General features: G+C 73.5%; 13 protein-coding genes. 6 read left to right on the forward strand and 7 right to left on the reverse strand.

From position 1 onward, the window contains the following. Nucleotides 1–4 precede the first annotated feature (4 nt). The 6 genes from ACIP5M_RS30950 to ACIP5M_RS30975 all read right to left on the reverse strand — a co-directional run bounded on the left by ACIP5M_RS30950 (nucleotide 5) and on the right by ACIP5M_RS30975 (nucleotide 11900). Nucleotides 5–1336 carry an MFS transporter gene (locus ACIP5M_RS30950; RefSeq protein WP_401202820.1) on the reverse strand — a complete coding sequence of 444 codons (1332 nt, stop codon included), beginning with the start codon at nucleotides 1334–1336 and terminating at the stop codon, nucleotides 5–7. Next, nucleotides 1333–5151 carry a type I polyketide synthase gene (locus ACIP5M_RS30955; protein ID WP_401202823.1) on the reverse strand — a complete coding sequence of 1273 codons (3819 nt, stop codon included), beginning with the start codon at nucleotides 5149–5151 and terminating at the stop codon, nucleotides 1333–1335. The genes ACIP5M_RS30950 and ACIP5M_RS30955 overlap by 4 nt, the downstream gene beginning before the upstream one ends. A 32-nt stretch (nucleotides 5152–5183) precedes the next feature. Then, a complete protein-coding gene (locus ACIP5M_RS30960; protein WP_401202825.1) occupies nucleotides 5184–6404 on the reverse strand; it encodes a cytochrome P450 in 1221 nt (406 codons plus the stop codon). After that, complete coding sequence (locus ACIP5M_RS30965; RefSeq protein WP_401202827.1) at nucleotides 6404–9901, reverse strand: amino acid adenylation domain-containing protein; 3498 nt, start codon at nucleotides 9899–9901, stop codon at nucleotides 6404–6406. The genes ACIP5M_RS30960 and ACIP5M_RS30965 overlap by 1 nt, the downstream gene beginning before the upstream one ends. After that, entirely contained in the window at nucleotides 9898–11592 is a 1695-nt protein-coding gene (locus tag ACIP5M_RS30970; protein WP_401202830.1) for a condensation domain-containing protein, read from the reverse strand. The genes ACIP5M_RS30965 and ACIP5M_RS30970 overlap by 4 nt, the downstream gene beginning before the upstream one ends. A 134-nt stretch (nucleotides 11593–11726) precedes the next feature. Continuing rightward, nucleotides 11727–11900, reverse strand: coding sequence for a hypothetical protein (locus ACIP5M_RS30975; RefSeq protein ID WP_401202833.1), 174 nt, complete (start codon nucleotides 11898–11900; stop codon nucleotides 11727–11729). Nucleotides 11901–12046: 146 nt separating this feature from the next. Here ACIP5M_RS30975 and ACIP5M_RS30980 point away from each other — a divergent pair, with 146 nt between their 5' ends. The 6 genes from ACIP5M_RS30980 (at nucleotide 12047) to ACIP5M_RS31005 (ending at nucleotide 17715) form a co-directional block, all read left to right on the forward strand. Further along, a complete protein-coding gene (locus tag ACIP5M_RS30980; RefSeq protein ID WP_401202836.1) occupies nucleotides 12047–13027 on the forward strand; it encodes a LuxR C-terminal-related transcriptional regulator in 981 nt (326 codons plus the stop codon). Between the two features lie 615 nt (nucleotides 13028–13642). Beyond that, the gene (locus ACIP5M_RS30985; RefSeq protein WP_401202839.1) at nucleotides 13643–14944 is read left to right on the forward strand and encodes a cytochrome P450; all 1302 of its coding nucleotides are present in this window, start codon (nucleotides 13643–13645) and stop codon (nucleotides 14942–14944) included. After that, entirely contained in the window at nucleotides 14941–15732 is a 792-nt protein-coding gene (locus tag ACIP5M_RS30990; RefSeq protein WP_401202841.1) for a thioesterase II family protein, read from the forward strand. Before ACIP5M_RS30985 ends, ACIP5M_RS30990 begins: the two co-directional genes overlap by 4 nt. Nucleotides 15733–15768: 36 nt before the next feature. Further along, nucleotides 15769–16755, forward strand: coding sequence for an aldo/keto reductase (locus tag ACIP5M_RS30995; protein ID WP_401202844.1), 987 nt, complete (start codon nucleotides 15769–15771; stop codon nucleotides 16753–16755). Nucleotides 16756–16830: 75 nt separating this feature from the next. After that, nucleotides 16831–17388: a hypothetical protein gene (locus ACIP5M_RS31000; RefSeq protein WP_401202847.1), complete on the forward strand. Its 558-nt coding sequence runs from the start codon at nucleotides 16831–16833 to the stop codon at nucleotides 17386–17388. A gap of 24 nt (nucleotides 17389–17412) precedes the next feature. Continuing rightward, a complete protein-coding gene (locus tag ACIP5M_RS31005) occupies nucleotides 17413–17715 on the forward strand; it encodes a putative quinol monooxygenase (RefSeq protein WP_401202849.1) in 303 nt (100 codons plus the stop codon). On the opposite strand, the gene ACIP5M_RS31010 is transcribed toward ACIP5M_RS31005, so the two are convergent. Continuing rightward, the gene (locus ACIP5M_RS31010) at nucleotides 17693–18196 is read right to left on the reverse strand and encodes a hypothetical protein (protein WP_401202852.1); all 504 of its coding nucleotides are present in this window, start codon (nucleotides 18194–18196) and stop codon (nucleotides 17693–17695) included. The two genes, ACIP5M_RS31005 and ACIP5M_RS31010, sit on opposite strands and share 23 nt — an antisense overlap. Between the last annotated feature and the right edge of the window lie 32 nt (nucleotides 18197–18228).

Genomic DNA, 18228 nt, shown 5'->3' on the forward strand with positions numbered 1-18228 from the left:
TCCCTTACTTGGTCGGGGCGCCGGGGGCGTCGGAGGCGTCGGCCGGGTCCGCGGCGACCGCGGTGTCCGTGTACGCCTCCGGGGGTGCGAGCTTGCGGATGCGCGGGCTGAGGGTGGGGAGGGCGGCCAGGCCGGAGATCACGGCCATGGTGGTGAACACCCAGACGGGGCCCGCCTGGTCGAAGATGGTGCCGATCAGGAACACGCCGACGGGCGCGGCGATCATCGACATGAACATCACGGCGCCGAGGACGCGGCCCTGGGCCTTGTCGGGGACCATCGCCGCGAGGTAGGCGAGGAACAGCGCGCTGGTGATCGGGCCGCGCAGGAAGACGCAGGCGACGATCAGGCCGAGCGGGATCAGGCCGGAGACGTTCGCCAGCAGGACGGCGGCGACCGGGCCGATCCAGGCGGCGGCCAGGAAGAGCGTGGAGGGGCGGACCTTCTTCATGACCGGGCCGGCGATCAGGGAGCCGACCAGGCCGCCGATGCCCGCGATGGACAGCAGCATGCCGGTGAAGGTGGAGGAGGCGCCGCGGCTCTCGGCGGTGGCGATCAGCGCGAGGAAGACGCCGGAGTGGGTGAACGCCATGTTCGAGCCCATGATCCACAGGATCAGGAGGCGCAGCACGGGCTGGCCGGCCAGGATCCGGAAGCCTTCGGCGGTGTTGCGCTTCTCGCCGGGCGCGGCCTGCTCCACCTTGAGCGGCTTGCGGATGAAGAGCATCAGCACGGTGGAGACGAGGAAGCCGATCGCGGCGCTCAGGAAGGGGAACGCGCGGGCCACCCCGAAGAGGGAGCCGCCGATCGGCGGGCCGCCCATGGTCGCCGCGAAGTAGCGGATCTGGTTCTGGGCGGTGGCCTGGGTCAGCTGGGAGGGCGGTACGAGCTGCTTGATGACGGCGAGCCCGGTCGGGTTGGAGATGCCCAGGCACACCGCGGAGCCGACGGCGATGCCGAAGACGACGGGGTAGTTCACCTGGTCCGCGAAGATGATCAGGCAGAACAGGCCGAGCAGCGCCACCCGGACGAGGTTGCAGGCGATCAGCAGCAGCCGGCGGTCCATCCGGTCGGCGAGGGTGCCGCCGACGATGGACATGACGCTGGTGGTGATCAGCTGGGCGGAGCCGACCGCGCCCGCGTAGAAGGCGGAGCCGGTGGTGGCCAGGATGAGCAGGGGGTAGGCGACCTCCGCCGTCTCCTTGGCCATCGCCGCGAAGGCCTCGCTGGTCCACAGGAACTGGAAGTCCTTGTTGCGCAGCAGCGGCTTTTCGGGGGCGGCCGCCGTCTCCTCCGGGGCGGCCTCCGGGGCGGGCGGCTTCTCCGAGACCGTCATGGGTGCTTCCTCTCCTTGTGCGTTGCGGACCGGATCCCGTCCGGCAGGGCTTCACTGATGTGCGCGGCGAGCAGGCCGACGTGCGGGGGCGTCAGCATCGACCAGTGGTTCCCGCCCACCGGCCGCACCCGCAGGCCCGCCGGGTAGAGGCCGGACAGCCGGGCCTCCAGCCGGGCGGCGCGCGCCGGGTCGCTGTCCGCCTTGAAGAGCACGGCGGGGCAGGCGACGGCGCGCGGCCGGTAGCCGAGTACGGCGGCCTGCCCGGCGAGGAACCGGCGGCGCAGCTCGGGGCTGCGGCGGTGCAGTGCGGCCAGCGGGCCGACCTGGAGCAGGGCGTCGAGCCCGGCCCGCGCCCCGCCGAGCAGGAAGTCGGGGGACGCGGCGACCGGCAGCCGCCCGGTGTCGGGCACGTAGCCGTCCAGCGCGAGGAGGAGGTCCACCTCGCGCCCGTGCAGGGCGAGTTGGCGGGCGGTCTCGTGGGCGACGACCGCGCCGAAGGACCAGCCGCCGAGGGTGAGGGGGCCGGCGGGCTGGGCGTGCAGCAGGGTCGCGACGTGGGCCGCGGCGATGGCTTCGATGGAGCGCGGGCCGGTGCGCCCGGTGCCCGCGGACTGTTCCAGGGCGAGTACCGGACGGTCGCCCTCCGGTGCGATCAGCCCGGCCAGCGCCCGGTAGGGCAGGGCGTTGCCGCTCGCGTCGGAGACGAGGAAGACGGGACGGCCGGCTCCCGCGCGCAGGGTGACCGGGCCGGCCGGCCGGGGCACCGCCGTCACCGCGCCGGCGGCGGCCCCGGCGGGCAGCTGCCGCTCCACGAGTCCGGTCAGCCCGGCGAAGGTTCCCGCCAGGGAGAACTCGGTGACCGACACCTCGGCCCCGGTCCGCTCCCGTACGGCGGTGGTCAGTGCGAGCGCGAGGAGCGACTCCCCGCCGAGGGTGAAGAAGTCGTCGTCGTCCGTGACGGTCGCGACCCCGAGGGTCCGGCACCACAGCTCTTCCAGTACGGCGCGCAGCGGCTCGGTTCCCGCCGCCGCGGCCGGTACGGGCGCCGGCGCGGGGGCGGGTGCCGCCGTACGGGCCTGGGCGGTCCCGGTACCGGCGGGCGACGGGCGTACGGCGGCTGCCGCGACGGGTTCTTCGGGGTCTTCGCCCAGGAACGGGTGGGCCGGCAGGGAGCAGCGCACCGGGCGGTCCTCGTCGTCGGCGTACCGCGTCTCGTGCACCGTCTCCAGGGCGCGGTCCACGCCCAGTTCCCACAGGGTGCCGAGCGCTTCGAGCAGCCCGGTGCCGGCGTCGGTCCGGCCGCCCGGGGCGAGGCGCACGGTGGTGTGTGCGGGGTCCCACCCGGGGGCGGCGCGCAGCGATCCCGTCATCGACCCGCCGGGTCCGAGCTCCACGTAGGTGGTGCAGCCGGAGGCCAGCAGGGTGGCGGTGCCGGTGTCGAGCAGCACCGGCTCGCGCAGGTGCGCGGCCCAGGTCTCCGGCGCGCCCGCCGTGTCCGGGTCGGCCCAGTCGCCGGTGGTGTTGGAGATGTACGGCAGCCGTGGCGGGCGGGAGGGCATCGACGACAGATGTGCCCGCACCGCCTCGGCTGCCGGGTTCATGGCCGGCGAGTGGAAGGCCCGCCGGGTGTGTACGGGGGTGACGCGCAGCCCGTGGAGGGCCTCCCCCGTGAGGAGTGAGTCCATGGCCGGTTCGCTGCCGGACAGGACGACCGTTCCGTTGCCGCGGACGGCTACGGTGACGCCGCAGCCGGCGGGCAGCCGGGCCTCGACCTCCGCGGCCGGGGCGCCGACGACGGCCATGCGGCCCGGTTCGGCGTCGCGCATCGCGCGGGCCCGCAGGTGGACCACGCCGACCGCGTCCGGGAGGGTCCACACCTCGGCGAGGGCGGCGGCCGCGTACTCGCCGATGCTGTTGCCGAGCATGGCGCTGGGCGTGACGCCCCATTCCCGCAGCTGCCTGCCGAAGGCGAACCCGAGGGCGAAGAGCCCCAGTTGCTGGTGGACGGTGTCGGCGAACCAGTCCTCGGCGCCGCCCGGCCCGGCCCGGCCGATCACGGGGGTGAGGTCGACCCCGCAGTCGTCGGCCGCGGCCTTGCGGACCTCCTCGAAGGCGGCGCGGAAGCCGGGCAGCAGCCGGTACGCGGCCTCGCCCGAGGCCTCCTTGAGGGTGCCCTGGCCGGGGAAGAGGAAGGCGACCTTGCCCAGGCGCGGAGGGGCGCCGGCCGAAGTGGTGGCGGCGGTCCGGGCGGCCGCGGCCCGCAGCGCCTCGGCGGCGTGCGGGGCGTCCTGCACGACCACGGCCCGGCGGTGCTTGTGCCTGCGGCGGCCGGCGAGGGTCAGCGCGGCCTCGGCCGCGGCGGGCACCGCCTCCGGTTCCGCACCGCGGGCGGCGGCGGGGACGGGGGCGAACCGCTCGGCGAGGTCCTCGCCCAGGCGGGCCAGGGCCGCCGGGGTCGCGGCCGACAGCGGCAGCAGGTGCGGTCCGGCGTACGCGCCCGACCGCGAGCGGGACCGGGCCGCCCGCACCGCACGGTCGGGGGCCTGGACCAGGACGGCGTGCGCGTTGGTGCCGCCGACGCCGAAGGAGCTGACGGCCCCCGCACGGGGCGCCCCCTCCTGACGGACCGGCCACGGCCGGTGCTCGGTGGCGACCCGGAAGGGCGAACGGTCCAGCTCCAGCAGCGGGTTGGGGCCGGTGTAGTGCACGGTCGGGACGAGCTCCCCGTGCTCCAGCATCAGCGCCGTCTTGATCAGGCCGGTGACGCCCGCCGCCGCCCCGGTGTGGCCGATGTTGCCCTTGACCGCGCCGAGCGCGCACCAGCCGGTCTCGTCCGTGGCGGCCCCGAAGACCTCGCTCAGCGCCTGGACCTCGATGGGGTCGCCCAGCCGCGTCGCGGTACCGTGCGCCTCCACGTGGCCGATCGCGGTGGGGGCCAGCCCCGCCGTCTGCAGCGCCGCGCGGATCACCTCACTCTGCCCGCTCGCGGACGGCGCCGTGTACGCCATCTTGTCCGCGCCGTCGTTGTTGACGGCGGTGCCCGCGATCACGGCGGAGATCCGGTCACCGTCGTGCAGCGCGTCGGCGAGCCGCTTGAGGACGACCACGCCGACGCCTTCGCTGGGCACGGTCCCGCCCGCGAGTAGGTCGAAGGGACGACAGTGCCCGTCGGCCGCGAGGATGCCGCCCGGCTCGAACAGGTAGCCCCATTCGCCCCGCGGCATCACGGTGACCCCGCCGGCCAGGGCGGCGTCGCACTCGCCGCCCAGCAGTGCGCGCACCGCGAGGTGCACGGCGGTCAGCGAGGTGGAGCACGCCGTCTGCACGGTGATCGCGGGCCCGCGCAGTCCCAGCTTGTAGGCCACGCGGGTCGCGACGAAGTCCTTCTCCCGCCCGATGTACCGGGCCAGTTCGCTCAGCGCGGCATCGTTCCTGCCCGCTCCCGAACGGTCGGCACCGGCGTAGACACCGACCCGGCCGCGGAACCGCGCCGGGTCGATGCCGGCGTCGTCGACGGCCGTCGCCGCGCACTCCAGGAAGACCCGCTGCTGCGGGTCCATCGCCGCCGCCTCCGCCCTGCTGTACCGGAAGTACCGCCAGTCGAAGCGGCGGGAGTCCTCGATGACCCCCATGGCGGCGACGAAGTTCTCCCGGCCCACGTACTCCGGGTCCACGCCGAGCGCGAGCAGTTCCTCGCGGGCGGGGCGGCTGATGCCGTCCCGCCCGGCGCGGAGCATCGACCAGAACGCGCGGACGTCGCGCGCGCCGGGCAGCCGGCAGGCCATGCCGACGACGGCGACGGCGTGTTCCGTCACGGGAGGTGCGGGGGTTGCGGGAGAGGAGTGCATCAGGCGTCTCCGGCCAGATCGACGTAGAGGTGGTCGAGGCCCACGTAGCTGAGGTTGGGCCCCCATACGGCGGCTTCCTCGGCCAGCCGGGCGTGCGGGAACCGCCGGGCGAGGCGGCGGAGCAGGATGGCCGCCTCCAGACGGGCCAGCGGTGCGCCGACGCAGTAGTGCGGTCCGTGTCCGAAGATCAGGTGCCGCTCCGAGCCGCCGCCCACCGCCTTGGCGCCCGCGTCCGTACCCGCGACCGCGTCGGTGGCGGCGCCGGTGCGCGCACCCGTGACCGGGCAGACCGCCGCCGGCGCCTCGTCGGCGTCGTTCAGGGGGTTCTCGCCCGTGAGGCTGACCAGCACCAGGTCGCCCTCGCTCAGCCGCACGCCCGCGAACTCCTGGTCGTACGCGGCCACCCGCCCCAGGTGGCGCAGCGGGGGCCGGCTCACCAGAACGGATTCGACGAGGTCCTCCACCGCACCCGGCACCTCCCGGCACACCGCGTCCCACAGCGCGCGGTCGCCGAGCGCGGTGAGCACGGTGGAGCCGAGCAGGGAGGCCGTGGTCTCCAGGCCGCCGAAGAGGCACATGGCCCAGGTCGCGGTGGTCCGCGCCCGGTCCTCCTCGGTGTCGACCGGGAAGCCCTCCATCGCCCGCGCGCCGGCCAGCGCCTCGGACATCTCCACCATGACCCGGTGGGCCGCCAGCGCGTGGTCGCGCCGGTACATGGCGCCGATGAACAGCGACAGCGTCCGCGACCACCGGTGCAGCACCGGGGGAGGCACGTCCAGCCCGACGACGTGGGCCATCACCTTGCCCGAGATCCCGTCGGCCACCGGCGGCATGACGTCCGACGGACGGGGGGCCGCCGCGAGGTCGTCGAGGCACTCGTCGGTGATCTCCTCGATCCGAGGGGCGAGGGAGCGCACGTAGGAGGCGGAGAGCATCCGCTGGACGGGACGGCGCAGCGCCATGTGCTCCGGCGCGTCGGCCTGGACGAACCACAGCCGCAGGAACTCGGTGAGCTCCCGGTACTCGGCGCGGGCCGCGTCCGTCATGTACAGCTGGAAGGAGCGCTCGAAGGTCCCGGAGGCGAAGCCGGGGTGGTTGAGGACCTGCTGGGCCAGGCGGGGGTCGGCCACGACCCAGCAGTCCAGTCCTTCGTCCCACTCCGGGGCCCGCACGCCGTCCGCGAGGGACGGCGGCGGGACCGGAGCCGCGGTACGGGCCATCAGACGGCGGCCTTGTCGATGAGCGTGCGCAGCCCTGCGGGCGTGGGGGACAGCAGGAAGTCCCGCAGCCGGACGGACGCGCCCAGTTCCTGCTTCACCTTGCGCATCAGCCGTACGGCGCCCAGGGAGTTGCCGCCGACCATGAAGAAGTCGGTCTCGGCGGTGACGCCCGTGACGGGCTCGGGCCCCTCGATGACCTCGGCGAACAGCTCGGCGATGCGCTCGTCGAGGCCGGGGCCCGCGGCGGGGGCCGCGACCGTCTCGACGACCGGTACGGCAGGAGCGGCGGAGGCGGCCGAGCGCCTCGCCGGACCGGCCACCGCGGCGAGCGCGCGCCGGTCCACCTTGCCGTTGGCGGTCACCGGCAGCCGGTCCACCACGGCCCACAGGGTCGGCACCATGTAGGACGGCAGCCGCTCCTTGAGCAGGTCGCGCAGGGCGACCGCGTCGGCGGCCGCGCCGTCGGCGAGGACCACCGCGGCGACGAGCCGCTTCTCGGCGCTGTCCCCGTCGGTGACGAGGACGACGGCGTCCTGCACCTCGGGGTGCTCGGCGAGCACGTCGCTGATCGCGCTCAGCTCCACCCGGTAGCCGCGGAGCTTGACCTGGTCGTCGGCGCGGCCCAGGAAGCGGATCCGGCCGCGGGTGTCGATCCGTACGAGGTCGCCGGTGCGGTAGAGGCGCTCGTCGACGTCCGGCGAGAGCTGCCCGAACGAGCGGGCCGTCTCGGCCTCGTCGCCGAGGTAGCCGTCGGCCAGGCCCTCGCCGCCGGTGTACAGCTCGCCGACCGCGCCGGGCGGGAGCTGACGGCGGCGCGCGTCCAGTACGTACACGCGGGTGCCGGGCACCGGGCGGCCGATGGGCAGCGGACCGTCCACGTCCGAGGCGCGCGCCACCGAGTGCGTGGTGGTGAAGGTGGTGTTCTCGGTCGGCCCGTACCCGTTGGTGATCACGATGTCGGGGTGCCGGGAGAGCACGCGGGCGGTGTGCTCGTGGGGGACCACGTCGCCGCCGGTGAGCAGCTGGCGCAGGCCGCCGAGGGAGTCCGGCGCGAACTCCTCGACCAGCCGGAAGAGTCCGGCCGTCAGCCAGGCCACGGTGATCCGGCGCTCCTTCAGGAAGGCGCCGAGCTCGGTGGGCGAGGCGAGGCCCGCCGGGTGGACCTCCAGGGAGGCGCCGGTCAGCAGCGCGCCCCACAGCTCCAGGGTGGAGGCGTCGAAGGAGAGCGGGGAGAGCCGCAGCATCCGCTCGTCGGCGCCGAGGCGGACGTAGCCCGCCTCGTGGACCAGGCGGATCACCGCGCGGTGCGGTACGCAGACGCCCTTGGGCTGCCCGGTCGAGCCCGAGGTGAAGGCGACGTAGGCGAGGCGGGAGGGGTCCTCGGCCGGGGTCGGCACGGTGTCCGGGGCGGCCGGCTGCCAGTCCGGCTCCCAGGTGGCCACCGCGGGGGCGCCCAGCTCGGCGAAGCGGCGCGCGGTCGGCGCGTCGACCGGGCCGGTCAGCGCGGCGGCAGGCCGGGCCCGCTCCAGGATCCGGGCGAGGTGGGTGTCGGGCTGCGCCGGGTCGATGCCGACGTACGCGGCTCCGGCCCACTGCACGCCGAGGACGGCGACGGCCTCGGCGACCGACCGCTCGACGCCGACGAGTACCCGGTCGCCCGGGCCGACCCCGGCCTCGCGCAGCAGCCGGGCCTGTTCGGCGGCGGCCGCCGCGAGCTGACCGTACGTCAGGGTGTGCGTGGCGTCGCGGACGGCGACGGCGCCCGGGCGGCGGCCGGCCACCTCGCGGAAGAGGGCGTCGAGGGAGGTGGCGGGGAAGTCCCGGCCGCTCTCGTTGATCTCGTCGAGGAGCGCGCGGCCCTCGTGGGAGATGCAGCGGATGTCCTCCAGCCGCGCGTCGGGCGCGGCGGCGAGCTCCTCCACGGCGGCCCGGAAGTCGGACACGAAGGACTGGGCCTCGGTCTCGTTCCAGACGCTGGTCGCGTACTCGACGTGCCCGGCCAGCGAGGGGTCGGCGTGGCCGATGAGCATGGTGAGGTCGAACTGCGAGCCGCCGCCGTGCCCTTCCTCGACCCGAATCCGCAGGGCGCCGGCGGTCAGTTCGCGGGGCACGAGCTGGTCGTGCATGCCGAAGCAGACCTGGACCAGCGGGTGGCAGCCGAGGCTGCGCTCGGTGCCGAGGCGCGCGACCAGCTCCTCGAAGGGCAGGTCGCCGGCCTCGATGGCGGTGCCGAGGCTGTGGTGCACGGCGCGCAGGTAGTCACCGACCGGAGCGTCGTCGTCCACGTCGATGCGGACCGGTACGAGGTTGCCGGCGACGGCGATCAGCCGCTGGAGCTCGGAGGCGCCACGGCCCAGCAGTGGCACGCCCACCAGCAGCCTGCGGCTGCCGCTGAGGCGGCTGAGGGTCAGGGCGAAGGCGCCGAGCAGGAAGGAGTACGGGGTGATGCCCAGCCCGCGCGCCTGCCGGGTGACGAGCTCGGTGGTGGCCGGGCCGAGGTCCAGGCCGAGCCGGTCGCCCGCGCCGTCCTGGACGGAGGGGCGCTGCCGGTCGGCGGGGAGTTCGAGGATGGAGGGGACACCGTCGAGGTGTTCCTTCCAGAACGCGGTCTGCTCGTCCCAGGCGCCGCGGGCCCTGGTCTCCGCCTGGCGGCGGGTGAGCGCCGACAGCGGGGTGCCGGGGTCGCGGGGGGCCGTGTCGGTGTGCTGCTGCTCGTCGCTGAGCTCGGCGTACGTCTCGAAGACCTCGCGCAGCAGGTAGCCGACGGCGAACCCGTCGAGCACCATGTGGTGCGCGACCAGGACGACCGCGCAGCGCTCGTCACCCTGCGGGCCGGAGCCGTAGAGGGCGAAGCGGTAGGCGGGTTCGGCCGCCAGGTCGAAGGGGAGGCGGCCCAGTTCGGCGGCGGCCCGGCGCACGTGCCCCTCGAAGGCCTCGGCCGGCCCGTCGTAGGTGAACTCGGCGAGCTCGGGCGTGTAGGCGGGCAGGATCTCCTGGACCACGTCGTCCGCGGCCTCGCGGAAGACGCTGCGCAGACCCTCGTGGCGGGCGGCGGTGGCGGCGAGGGCCTTGGTGAACAGGCCGCGGTCGAGCAGGCCGTCCTCGACGAAGCAGCGGAAGACCAGGTTGTACGGGGAACCCCCGGCGACCCGCTCCATCAGCCACATCCCGCGCTGGGCGGGGGTGAGCGCCTGCTCGGCGCTGCCGGCCGGGGCCTGCGCGGGCTCGGGCGCGGCGGGGGCGGCGGGCACGGCGGCGGCCAGTACCCCGGCGAGCGGGGAGCCGCCGAGCAGCTCCAGGATCGAGACGCGCAGCGCGAGGCGCTCCTCGAGGACGGCGGCCAGGCGCATGGCGCGCAGGGAGTCGCCGCCGAGGGAGATGAAGCTCTCGGTGTCGAAGCCGTCGGGCCCGTCGGTGTCCAGGATTTCGGCGGCGAGGCTCTCCGCGGCCTGGAGCGCGTCAGGCAGGATCTCCGCGGCCGGCGTCCCGGGCGTCATCGGGCGGCCTCGGCGCCCTGGGAGCGGGCGGCGTTCAGCAGGGCGGCACGGTCGGTGCCGGCGGCGGCCGCGGCGGGCTGGGCGGCGCCCGCGATGAGCTCGGCCTGGCCGCTGATGGTCGGGTTGCGGAAGAGGTCCATGGTGCGGACCTCGCGGCCGGAGACCTGGCCGAGGCGCTCGACGAGGAGCACCAGGAGCAGGGAGTCGCCGCCGGACTCGAAGAAGCTGGCGTCGTCGTCGACGTCGTCGGTCTCCAGGACCTCGCGCCAGATGGAGCGGACGAGTTCGAGGCGCGCCGCCGGGTCTTCCAGGTCCGGGGCGGCGAGGGCGGTGGCGGTTACGGACTCTTCGAGCACGGGATTCTCCGGGAAGGTTGCGAGGTCCGCGGCGCTGTGCCGCAGAGCGTTGAGGAAGCGCGAGACGTCGGTGTGGCCGAAGACGTTGACCGGGTAGTCCAGGGACAGCGCCAGGCGCCGCCCCTCGGCGGTGTCCTCCAGCCGGACGAACACGGCCAGGTCGTACTTGATGAACATCGGGTCGAGCGGCCGCAGTCGGGCCGGCACCCCCGGTGCCAGCTCCAGGGACCGCGGGGCCTCGTCGAGGTTGACCAGGACCGGCGACAGCGGCGGCCACAGGACGTTGCGGTCCGGGTTGAGGGCGGCGGACACGGCGTCGAGGGGCACGTCGCTGTCGACGAAGGCCTCCATGCCGTTGATCCGTACGCCGCTCAGCAGGTCGCGCCAGGTGTCCTCCGGTTCCAGCGAGGCCCGCAGCACCACGGTCGTCATGAACATCCCGATGACGTCGGCGGTGGCCGGGTCGTCGCGGCCGGGCCAGGCGAAGGCGATGAGGAAGTCGCGCTGGGGGCCGGTGCGCGCGAGGGTGCCGGCCAGCAGGGCGACGCCCAGCATGAAGGGCGTGCAGCCCTCCTGCGCGGCCACCTCCATGACCCGCGCCGTGGTCTCCTCGTCGAGGGACAGGGCCAGGGTCGCGCCGAGCAGCGAGGCCTCTCCCCCGTCGTGGGCGAGGCGGGTGAAGGGCAGCGTCACGTCCGCCGGCGCACCGCGCAGCCGGTCGACGACCTCCCGTACCTGCTCGGCGACCTCTTCGGGAGTGCGGTCGGCGACCACGGCCGCCGGGTGCGGAGGATCGCTCAGTACCGGCTCCACGCCTGCGAGGCCGGCCCGGTAGATCTCGCCGATCTCCTCCAGGAGCATCGTGCGCGAGACCCCGTCGACGACGATGTGGTGCGCGTTCAGCACGAGGAGGGTGCGCTCGGGCCCGGTCCGGATGATCTCGGCGCGGGCGGGCGCGTCCGCCGCGAGGTCGAAGGGGGTGACGCACAACGCCCGTACGAGCCGGTCGACTTCTTCGTCGCTCCAGCCCTCGGCCGCCGCGTCGAGAAAACCGGCCTCGGCCGGCGGGCCGTCGGTCCGGTACTCGACCTGGCGCCGCTTCACGTCGAGCCTGAAGCGCGCCCGCAGCGAGGGGTGCCGCGCGAGGGACCGCCCGACCGCGGCGACCAGCAGCCCGTGGTCCACCGGGCCGGTGAACTCCACGACGGTGGGCACCAACTGGGTGGGCCTCAGCAGCTCGTCCCGGTCCAGGACCCAGATGCCTTGCTGCACCCGGGTGGCCGGATACCAGGTGTGACCGCCGTGCGACGTTCCGTGCGGTGCTTCGGGCAGCACGAATGGACCTCCGAGATCTGCGGGAGCGTTGGTGAGTGGCCCGCCCCGCGGATCGGCGGTCCCTCAGGCGGGGGCCGGCCGGCCGGTGCGCGCCGGACACCCCTGGCGGTCAGGGGTGGCGTACGGGAGGGGGCTCAGCCCCACTGCGAGTCATCCGCCACGGGGGCGAAGGGGACCGGGGTGCCCCACTGGGAGTCCCCGGCCACGGTGGCCGTCCGATCGGGGGCGGAGCCGGTGGTGACACCGGCTGCGGCGACGGCTGCAAGGGCAAGTGCGCCAAGGGCGAGACCGAGAGCGTTCTTGATCATTTTCGTACCCTGCTTCCTGAATCATTGGATCTGCGAGGTATAGACCTGTCGTGGTTCCCCGCCGAAATCATGCGTGGCCATTGCCCTTCAGTCAGCGGAAATCAGGGAGGATGATCGTGCAATGCGGAAACCAGCAGGGTGGATATATGTGCATCGGAACGGACATAACCGCAGAAGATCGCAAGGTCGAGATCTGCGCAGACGGCCTTCAGTACTACTCGGACTCCCTGCAGGGCCGAGCCACGTCCGGCGAGTGTCCGCAATGCCTGCTTGACCTGGGACTCGTCCAGCTCCTCCCCAACGGCACCCTCGCCCCGATACCGCCCCGGCTGGCCGCCGGAGCCCGTATGGACCGCCTGGAACAGGACATCGAGGAGAAGAAGAACGCACTGGCCGCCGTCCGCACGTCGATCTCCCGCGCGCAGGAGATCTATTTGGACAGCTACGGCCAGGGGAACTCCCACCTGATCCGCGTGGTCCAGGGCGCGGGCGCCATCAGCGCGACCCTTTCCGCGGCCGTCCACGCCTGCCAGGAGGAACTGCTGACCGCCCAGCCCGGCGGCGGCCGCCCGCAGGAACTCCTCGACAAGGCACTGGCCAGCGACCTCACCGCCCTGGGCCGCGGCATCCGGCAGCGGACCATCTACCAGCACACCGTCCGCTCGCACCAGCCCACGCTGGCGTACGTGGAACAGATCTCGCAGGCCGGCGGCGAGGTCCGCACCCTGGACGAGGTCTTCGACCGGCTCATCGTCTGCGACCGCAAGATCGCCTTCGTCCCCGACCCCAGCTCGGTCCGCAGCGAAATCGCCCTGGTCATCGAACACCCCGGCGTGGTCCGCTACCTGGTCGGCATCTTCGACCACGCCTGGCAGCGCGCCTCCCCGCTGCGCAACTTCCCGAGCAGCCGCCTGCCGCCCCTCCTGACCGACGACATCCGCCGCGCGATCCTGCGCCACATGGTCAACGGCTACACGGACGAGGCCATCGCCTCCCGCCTCGGCATGAGCACCCGCAGCGTCGCCAACCACATGCGCTGGGCCGCCGAACTCTTCGGCAGCCGCAGCCGAGCTCAACTGGCCTACCTGATCGCAAAGAGCGACTTCCTGGAGGACGGCCCGGAGTAACCCCGCCGGCGCCCAAGACAGGAGCCCCGATGCGAAGCCCCGATCCCTGACCAAACACACCCAGAGGCGCCAACTCCACCCCGACCGGTACCCCCAGCCCCGCCGGCAATCGAGGCGCGGGGCCCGGGGCAAAGCCCCGATCCCCAACGCGCACAGACACACCCAGACACGCCAACTCCAGCCCCGCCGGCGCTTGAGGCGCGGGGTGCGGGGCAGAGCCCCGATCCCTGACCCGCACAGGCACACCCAGGCACGCCAACTCCAGCCCCGCCGGCGTTTGAGGCGCGGGGTGCGGGGCGGAGCCCCGACAACACACGCGTGACGGGGGCCGCTTCACCTTCCCCGGCCCGTCATGTACGTTGTGCGGGCAACGCCCCACCCCGTGCCCAGCCCTTCCCCGGCGCCGCACGGCACACGCGCAGACCGGCTGGTTCCCCGTCACGCGCCACGATGGCCCCCGCTCCGGCACGATCACCGGACGCCCGAGGGGGTCCCTCACTCCGTTCGCCCCGCACGGCCCCCGTCCCGCATCCCGGGCCGGAGGCCAAAAGGCGGACCGGCGCCGCTCCCACGCCCACCCAGGCGAAAGGAAGACGGGCCTTGACCGTCCACGCCATGTCCGACCCCGCAGTACAGTCCCTCACACCCCCGCCGGGCTGCCCGATGCACGCGGCCGCCACCGGCCCCGCCGACACCCTCGACCTCGTCGACCCCGGCCTCTACAGCGACGGCGACCCGCATCCCGTCTGGCGCCGGATGCGCGCCCTGGACACCCTGACCCGCCACCACGTCGACGACGACCGCTGGTTCTGGAACGTCGTCCGCTTCGACGACTCCGACCAGGTCCTGCGCGACACCGCCACCTTCACCTCCGAGCGCGGCACCATGCTCGACCTCCTGGGCCTGGACGACCCCGCCAGCGGCAAGCAGCTCGCCGCCACCGATCCGCCCCGCCACACCGCCATGCAGGGCCGCCTGAAGAAGGCCCTGGCCATCAAGTCGGTCGACCAGCAGCGGGACATGATCCGCGACCTGGTGGTCCCGCTCATCGAACCGCTCGGCGACGGCGGCACCTTCGACTTCGCCCAGGCCATGCTGGCGATGCCGATGTCGGTCACCGGCACGATGATGGGGCTGCCCACGGCGGACTGGGCCTGGCTCAACCGGCTCACCACCGTGTGCATCGCCGCCGACGACCCCGAGTACCAGGACCCGGGCGGCCGCGAGGCCACCCTGGAGAACGCCCACCGCGAGCTGTTCGCCTACTTCCAGGACCTGGTCCGCTTCCGCCGGGGCAACCTCGGCGACGACCTGCTGAGCGTGCTGATCTCCACCGAGTTCGAGGGCCGCCACATGGCGGCCGACGAGATCGTCGCGAACTGCTACAGCCTGCTGCTCGGCGCGAACGTCACCACCCCGCACGCCCCCAACTTCGTCATGGCCGAGTTCATCGACAGCGGCGTGCTCCAGGACTGGGCCGCCCACCCCGAGCTCGACTCCACCGGTCTGGAGGAGGCCCTGCGCTGGGCCTCCCCCGTCAACCACTTCCTGCGCTACGCCACCCGCGACATCGAGATCCGCAACACGCTGATCAGGGCGGGCGACGCGGTGGTGGTCTGGCTGGGCTCCGCCAACCGGGACGACCGCGTCTTCGCGCGCGGCTCCGAGTTCGACATCCGCCGCAAGCCCAACAAGCACCTCGCCTTCGGCATCGGCCCGCACTACTGCATCGGGCACAGCGTGGCCCGCGTCAGCCTGAAGACCCTCTTCCACGAGCTGTTCACCCGCTTCGAGGACTTCCGGCCGGCCGGCCGTCCCGAGCGGCTGCGCTCCAACTTCGTATCCGGCTACAAGCACATCCCGATCACCGCCCGCCCCGCACGCGGCGGCAACGGCCGCGTCCGGCGGTCCGGATGAGCCGCGCGAACCGGGCGAGTGCGGTGGCGCCCACCGGCACCCCGTGGCTGCGCCGCTTCCACACCGCTCCCCCTGAGGCCCCGCGCCTGCTGGTGTTCCCGCACGCGGGCGGCAACGCCTCGTACTTCTTCCCCTTCTCGGCCGCCCTCGCGCCCCACGCCGAGGTCCTGGTGGTCCAGTACCCCGGCCGCCAGGAGCGCTTCGGCGAACCGTGCGTCGAGTCCCTGCACGAGCTCGCCGACCTGATCACGGCCGAGCTCCTCCGGGGGGCCTTCCTCGACCGCCCGTTCACGATCTTCGGGCACAGCATGGGGTCCTCGCTCGCCTTCGAGGTGGCCTGCCGGCTGCGCGACGCGGGCCGGCCGCCCGCCGCGCTCGCCGTCTCCGGCCGCCGCGCCCCCTCGGTGCCCGCGCCCGGCTCCGTACACCTCGCCGACGACGAGACGCTCATCGCCGACATGAAGCTGCTGGGCGGCACCGACACCCGGATGCTCGACCACCCGGAGCTGCTGGCCGCGATCCTGCCCGCCGTGCGCAGCGACTACGTGGCCACCGAGACGTACCGGTTCACCGGCGCCGAGCCCCTGGACTGCCCGGTCACCGCCCTGATCGGCGACATCGACCCCCGGGTGGACGCCCCCCAGGCCGAGGCCTGGCGGAACCACACCACGGGCCCCTTCCGGCTGCGCTCCTTCTCCGGCGGCCACTTCTACCTGGTACCGCACCTGGACGCCGTGATCGCGGAGCTGCTGGCAGACCTCCCGCAGCGCACCGCCGCCACGGCCTAGTTCCCGTTCCCCACCCCTGGACCGAAAGGCATCCCAGTGAAATTCCGCGTCATCGGCAGCGCCCCCGAAACGCGCCGCGAAGTAAGCGTGCTGAGCCTCGGCACGATGACCTTCGGCACCACCGTCGACGAGGCCACCTCGTACGCGATCCTCGACCGCTTCGTGGAGGCGGGCGGCAACTTCATCGACACCTCCAACAACTACGCCTTCTGGGTCAACGGCACCCAGGGCGGCGAGAGCGAGGAACTCGTCGGCCGCTGGCTGCGCAGCCGCGGCATCGGCGACGAGATCACGGTGGCCACCAAGCTCGGCGCCCGCCCCAACCAGCCCACCAGCGGCTTCAGCCTCGACGTGGAGGGCCTGTCCGCCAAGGTCATCCGCGAGTCGGCGGAGCGCAGCCGCGAGCGCCTCGGCATCGAGCGCATCCACCTGCTGTACGCGCACATCATGGACGAGCACACCCCGCTGGAGGAGACCGTCCAGGGCTTCGCCGATGTCGTCGCGGACGGCGTCGCCGGCCTGCTCGGCGCGAGCAACCACTGGGCGTGGCGCGTGGAGAGGGCCCGCACCCTGGCCGCCGCGGCGGGCGTTCCGGGCTACGAGGTGCTCCAGCACCACCACAGCTACCTCCGCCAGCGCACCGACATCCCCAGCCTCCGCTCCCCCGACGGCAACCAGGGCCTGGTCAGCGGTGACCTGCTCAGCTACCTGCGGGCCAACCCGTCGCTGACGCAGGTCTCGTACTCGCCGCTGATCTCGGGCGCCTACGTACGCGACGACAAGCCGCTCGGTCCGGGCTTCGAGCACGCGGGCACCGAGCCCCGCCTGAAGGCGGTCCGCGAGGTCGCTGCCGAAACCGGCGCCACCGTCAACCAGGTGGTGCTCTCCTGGCTGATGGGCGGCGACATCCCGGTCCTCCCCCTGGTCGGCGCCTCCTCGGTGGCCCAACTGGAGGAGAACCTCGGCGCGGTGGACCTCGACCTCACCCCGGAGCAGCGCACAAAGCTCGACTCGGTGCACTGACCCACCGGATCCCGCCCGGTCACCCGACCGGGCGGGACCGACCCGCCTGTCAGTGGCCACGCCTACGTTTCTGCCGTGGCGAACTCCTACACGACCCTGTGGACCAACGACCTGTGCCGGTACCTCGAGCGATCCGGCTACGCAGGCCAACGTCTGACGATGCTGTTCGGCGGCCCGCACCAGTCCCTGCCGAGCTTCACGCGCGCAGGTGTGCGCCCCGGTGACACCGTCTTCCCCGTCCGGGCCTTCCGCACCCGTCTCCACGTACTGGGCGCTCTGGAGGTGTCACGGATCATCCCCTACGAGGACGCCGGTTCACAGCTCCACGACGACGACTACCCGAAGCTCCTGGACTGGCGGCCGCTGAAGGGGGGGTGCGTCACCGAGGTGCTCCTCGGCCCGCCCTGTTCTCCCCTCACGTTCGGCACCGCCGTCCCCGCCGGCCTCCTGGAACGGCTGACGTACACCTCACGCCGCGGCGAGCGCAGGCTCAAGTACGTGGAGGAAGGCCGGCTGATCCGGTCGGTGAGCGTCCAGGGCATCTACCGCCTGGCCCCCGACTCCGCGGCCGAACTCCACGGCCTCGTAGGGAACCAGGCCCCCTCGGCAGCGAAAAGCGCTTCCCGCACCTGAGTGCCCGCCCATAGCCTTCGCCACATGTCACACCCCATACATCTGGCCGTCCTGATCACCACTCTCCCTGGCCGCGGACGGGAGCAGATCGAGGCCTTCGAGCGCCTCGCGCCGATCGTCCGCGCCGAAGACGGCTGCCTGCAGTACGACCTGCACCAGGTAACGGGCCACCCCGACCGCTTCGTCCTCCTCGAGCGGTGGACGTCGAGGTCGGCCCTCGCCGCGCACGACGCCACTCCCCACATGATCGAAGCCGACGCCGCCGGCCCCGCCTTCCGAGCCGGCCCCGCAGAGGTCCTCGAACTCACCGCCGGCCCGCTGGCCTGACACCCACCGCCCGGCCGACCCGGTCCAACTCCCGGAGCGCGGAAGACATATCGTGGAACCCAGGCGAGAACTGGACCGGGGGGACCAGATGAGCGAGTTGCACTCGGTGGCCGATACCGACGTCGAGGATGCGCAGCCGGATCCGGAGTCCCGGGAACCGTCCGAGGACGATGCCTTCGCACAGCCCGAGGAACCGGAGTCCGCCGACGACGCCTCGGAACTGCCGGACGTCGAAGGCGAATACGCCGAGCCGGAGTCCGCCGACGACGACGTCTCGGAGCTGCCTGACGACGACGAGGGCGAATACACGGAGCCGGACGAGCCCGGAGATCCCGCCGAGGAGATGGTGGAGCCACCCGCTGCGGAGCGTCGCGAGCGGCAGCCCGAGCCACCAGAGGAACCCGAGCAGGCGGAGGCGCCGGAGAGCACCGAATCCGGGACGGACGTCGAGGTCGAGGAGGAGGCCGAAGTCGCCTCGCACAGGCCGAGGCCGAGGGACGGGCGATCGGCGAA

Source organism: Streptomyces sp. NPDC088762 (assembly GCF_044750905.1).
In the GTDB taxonomy this organism is placed as follows: Bacteria; Actinomycetota; Actinomycetes; order Streptomycetales; family Streptomycetaceae; genus Streptomyces.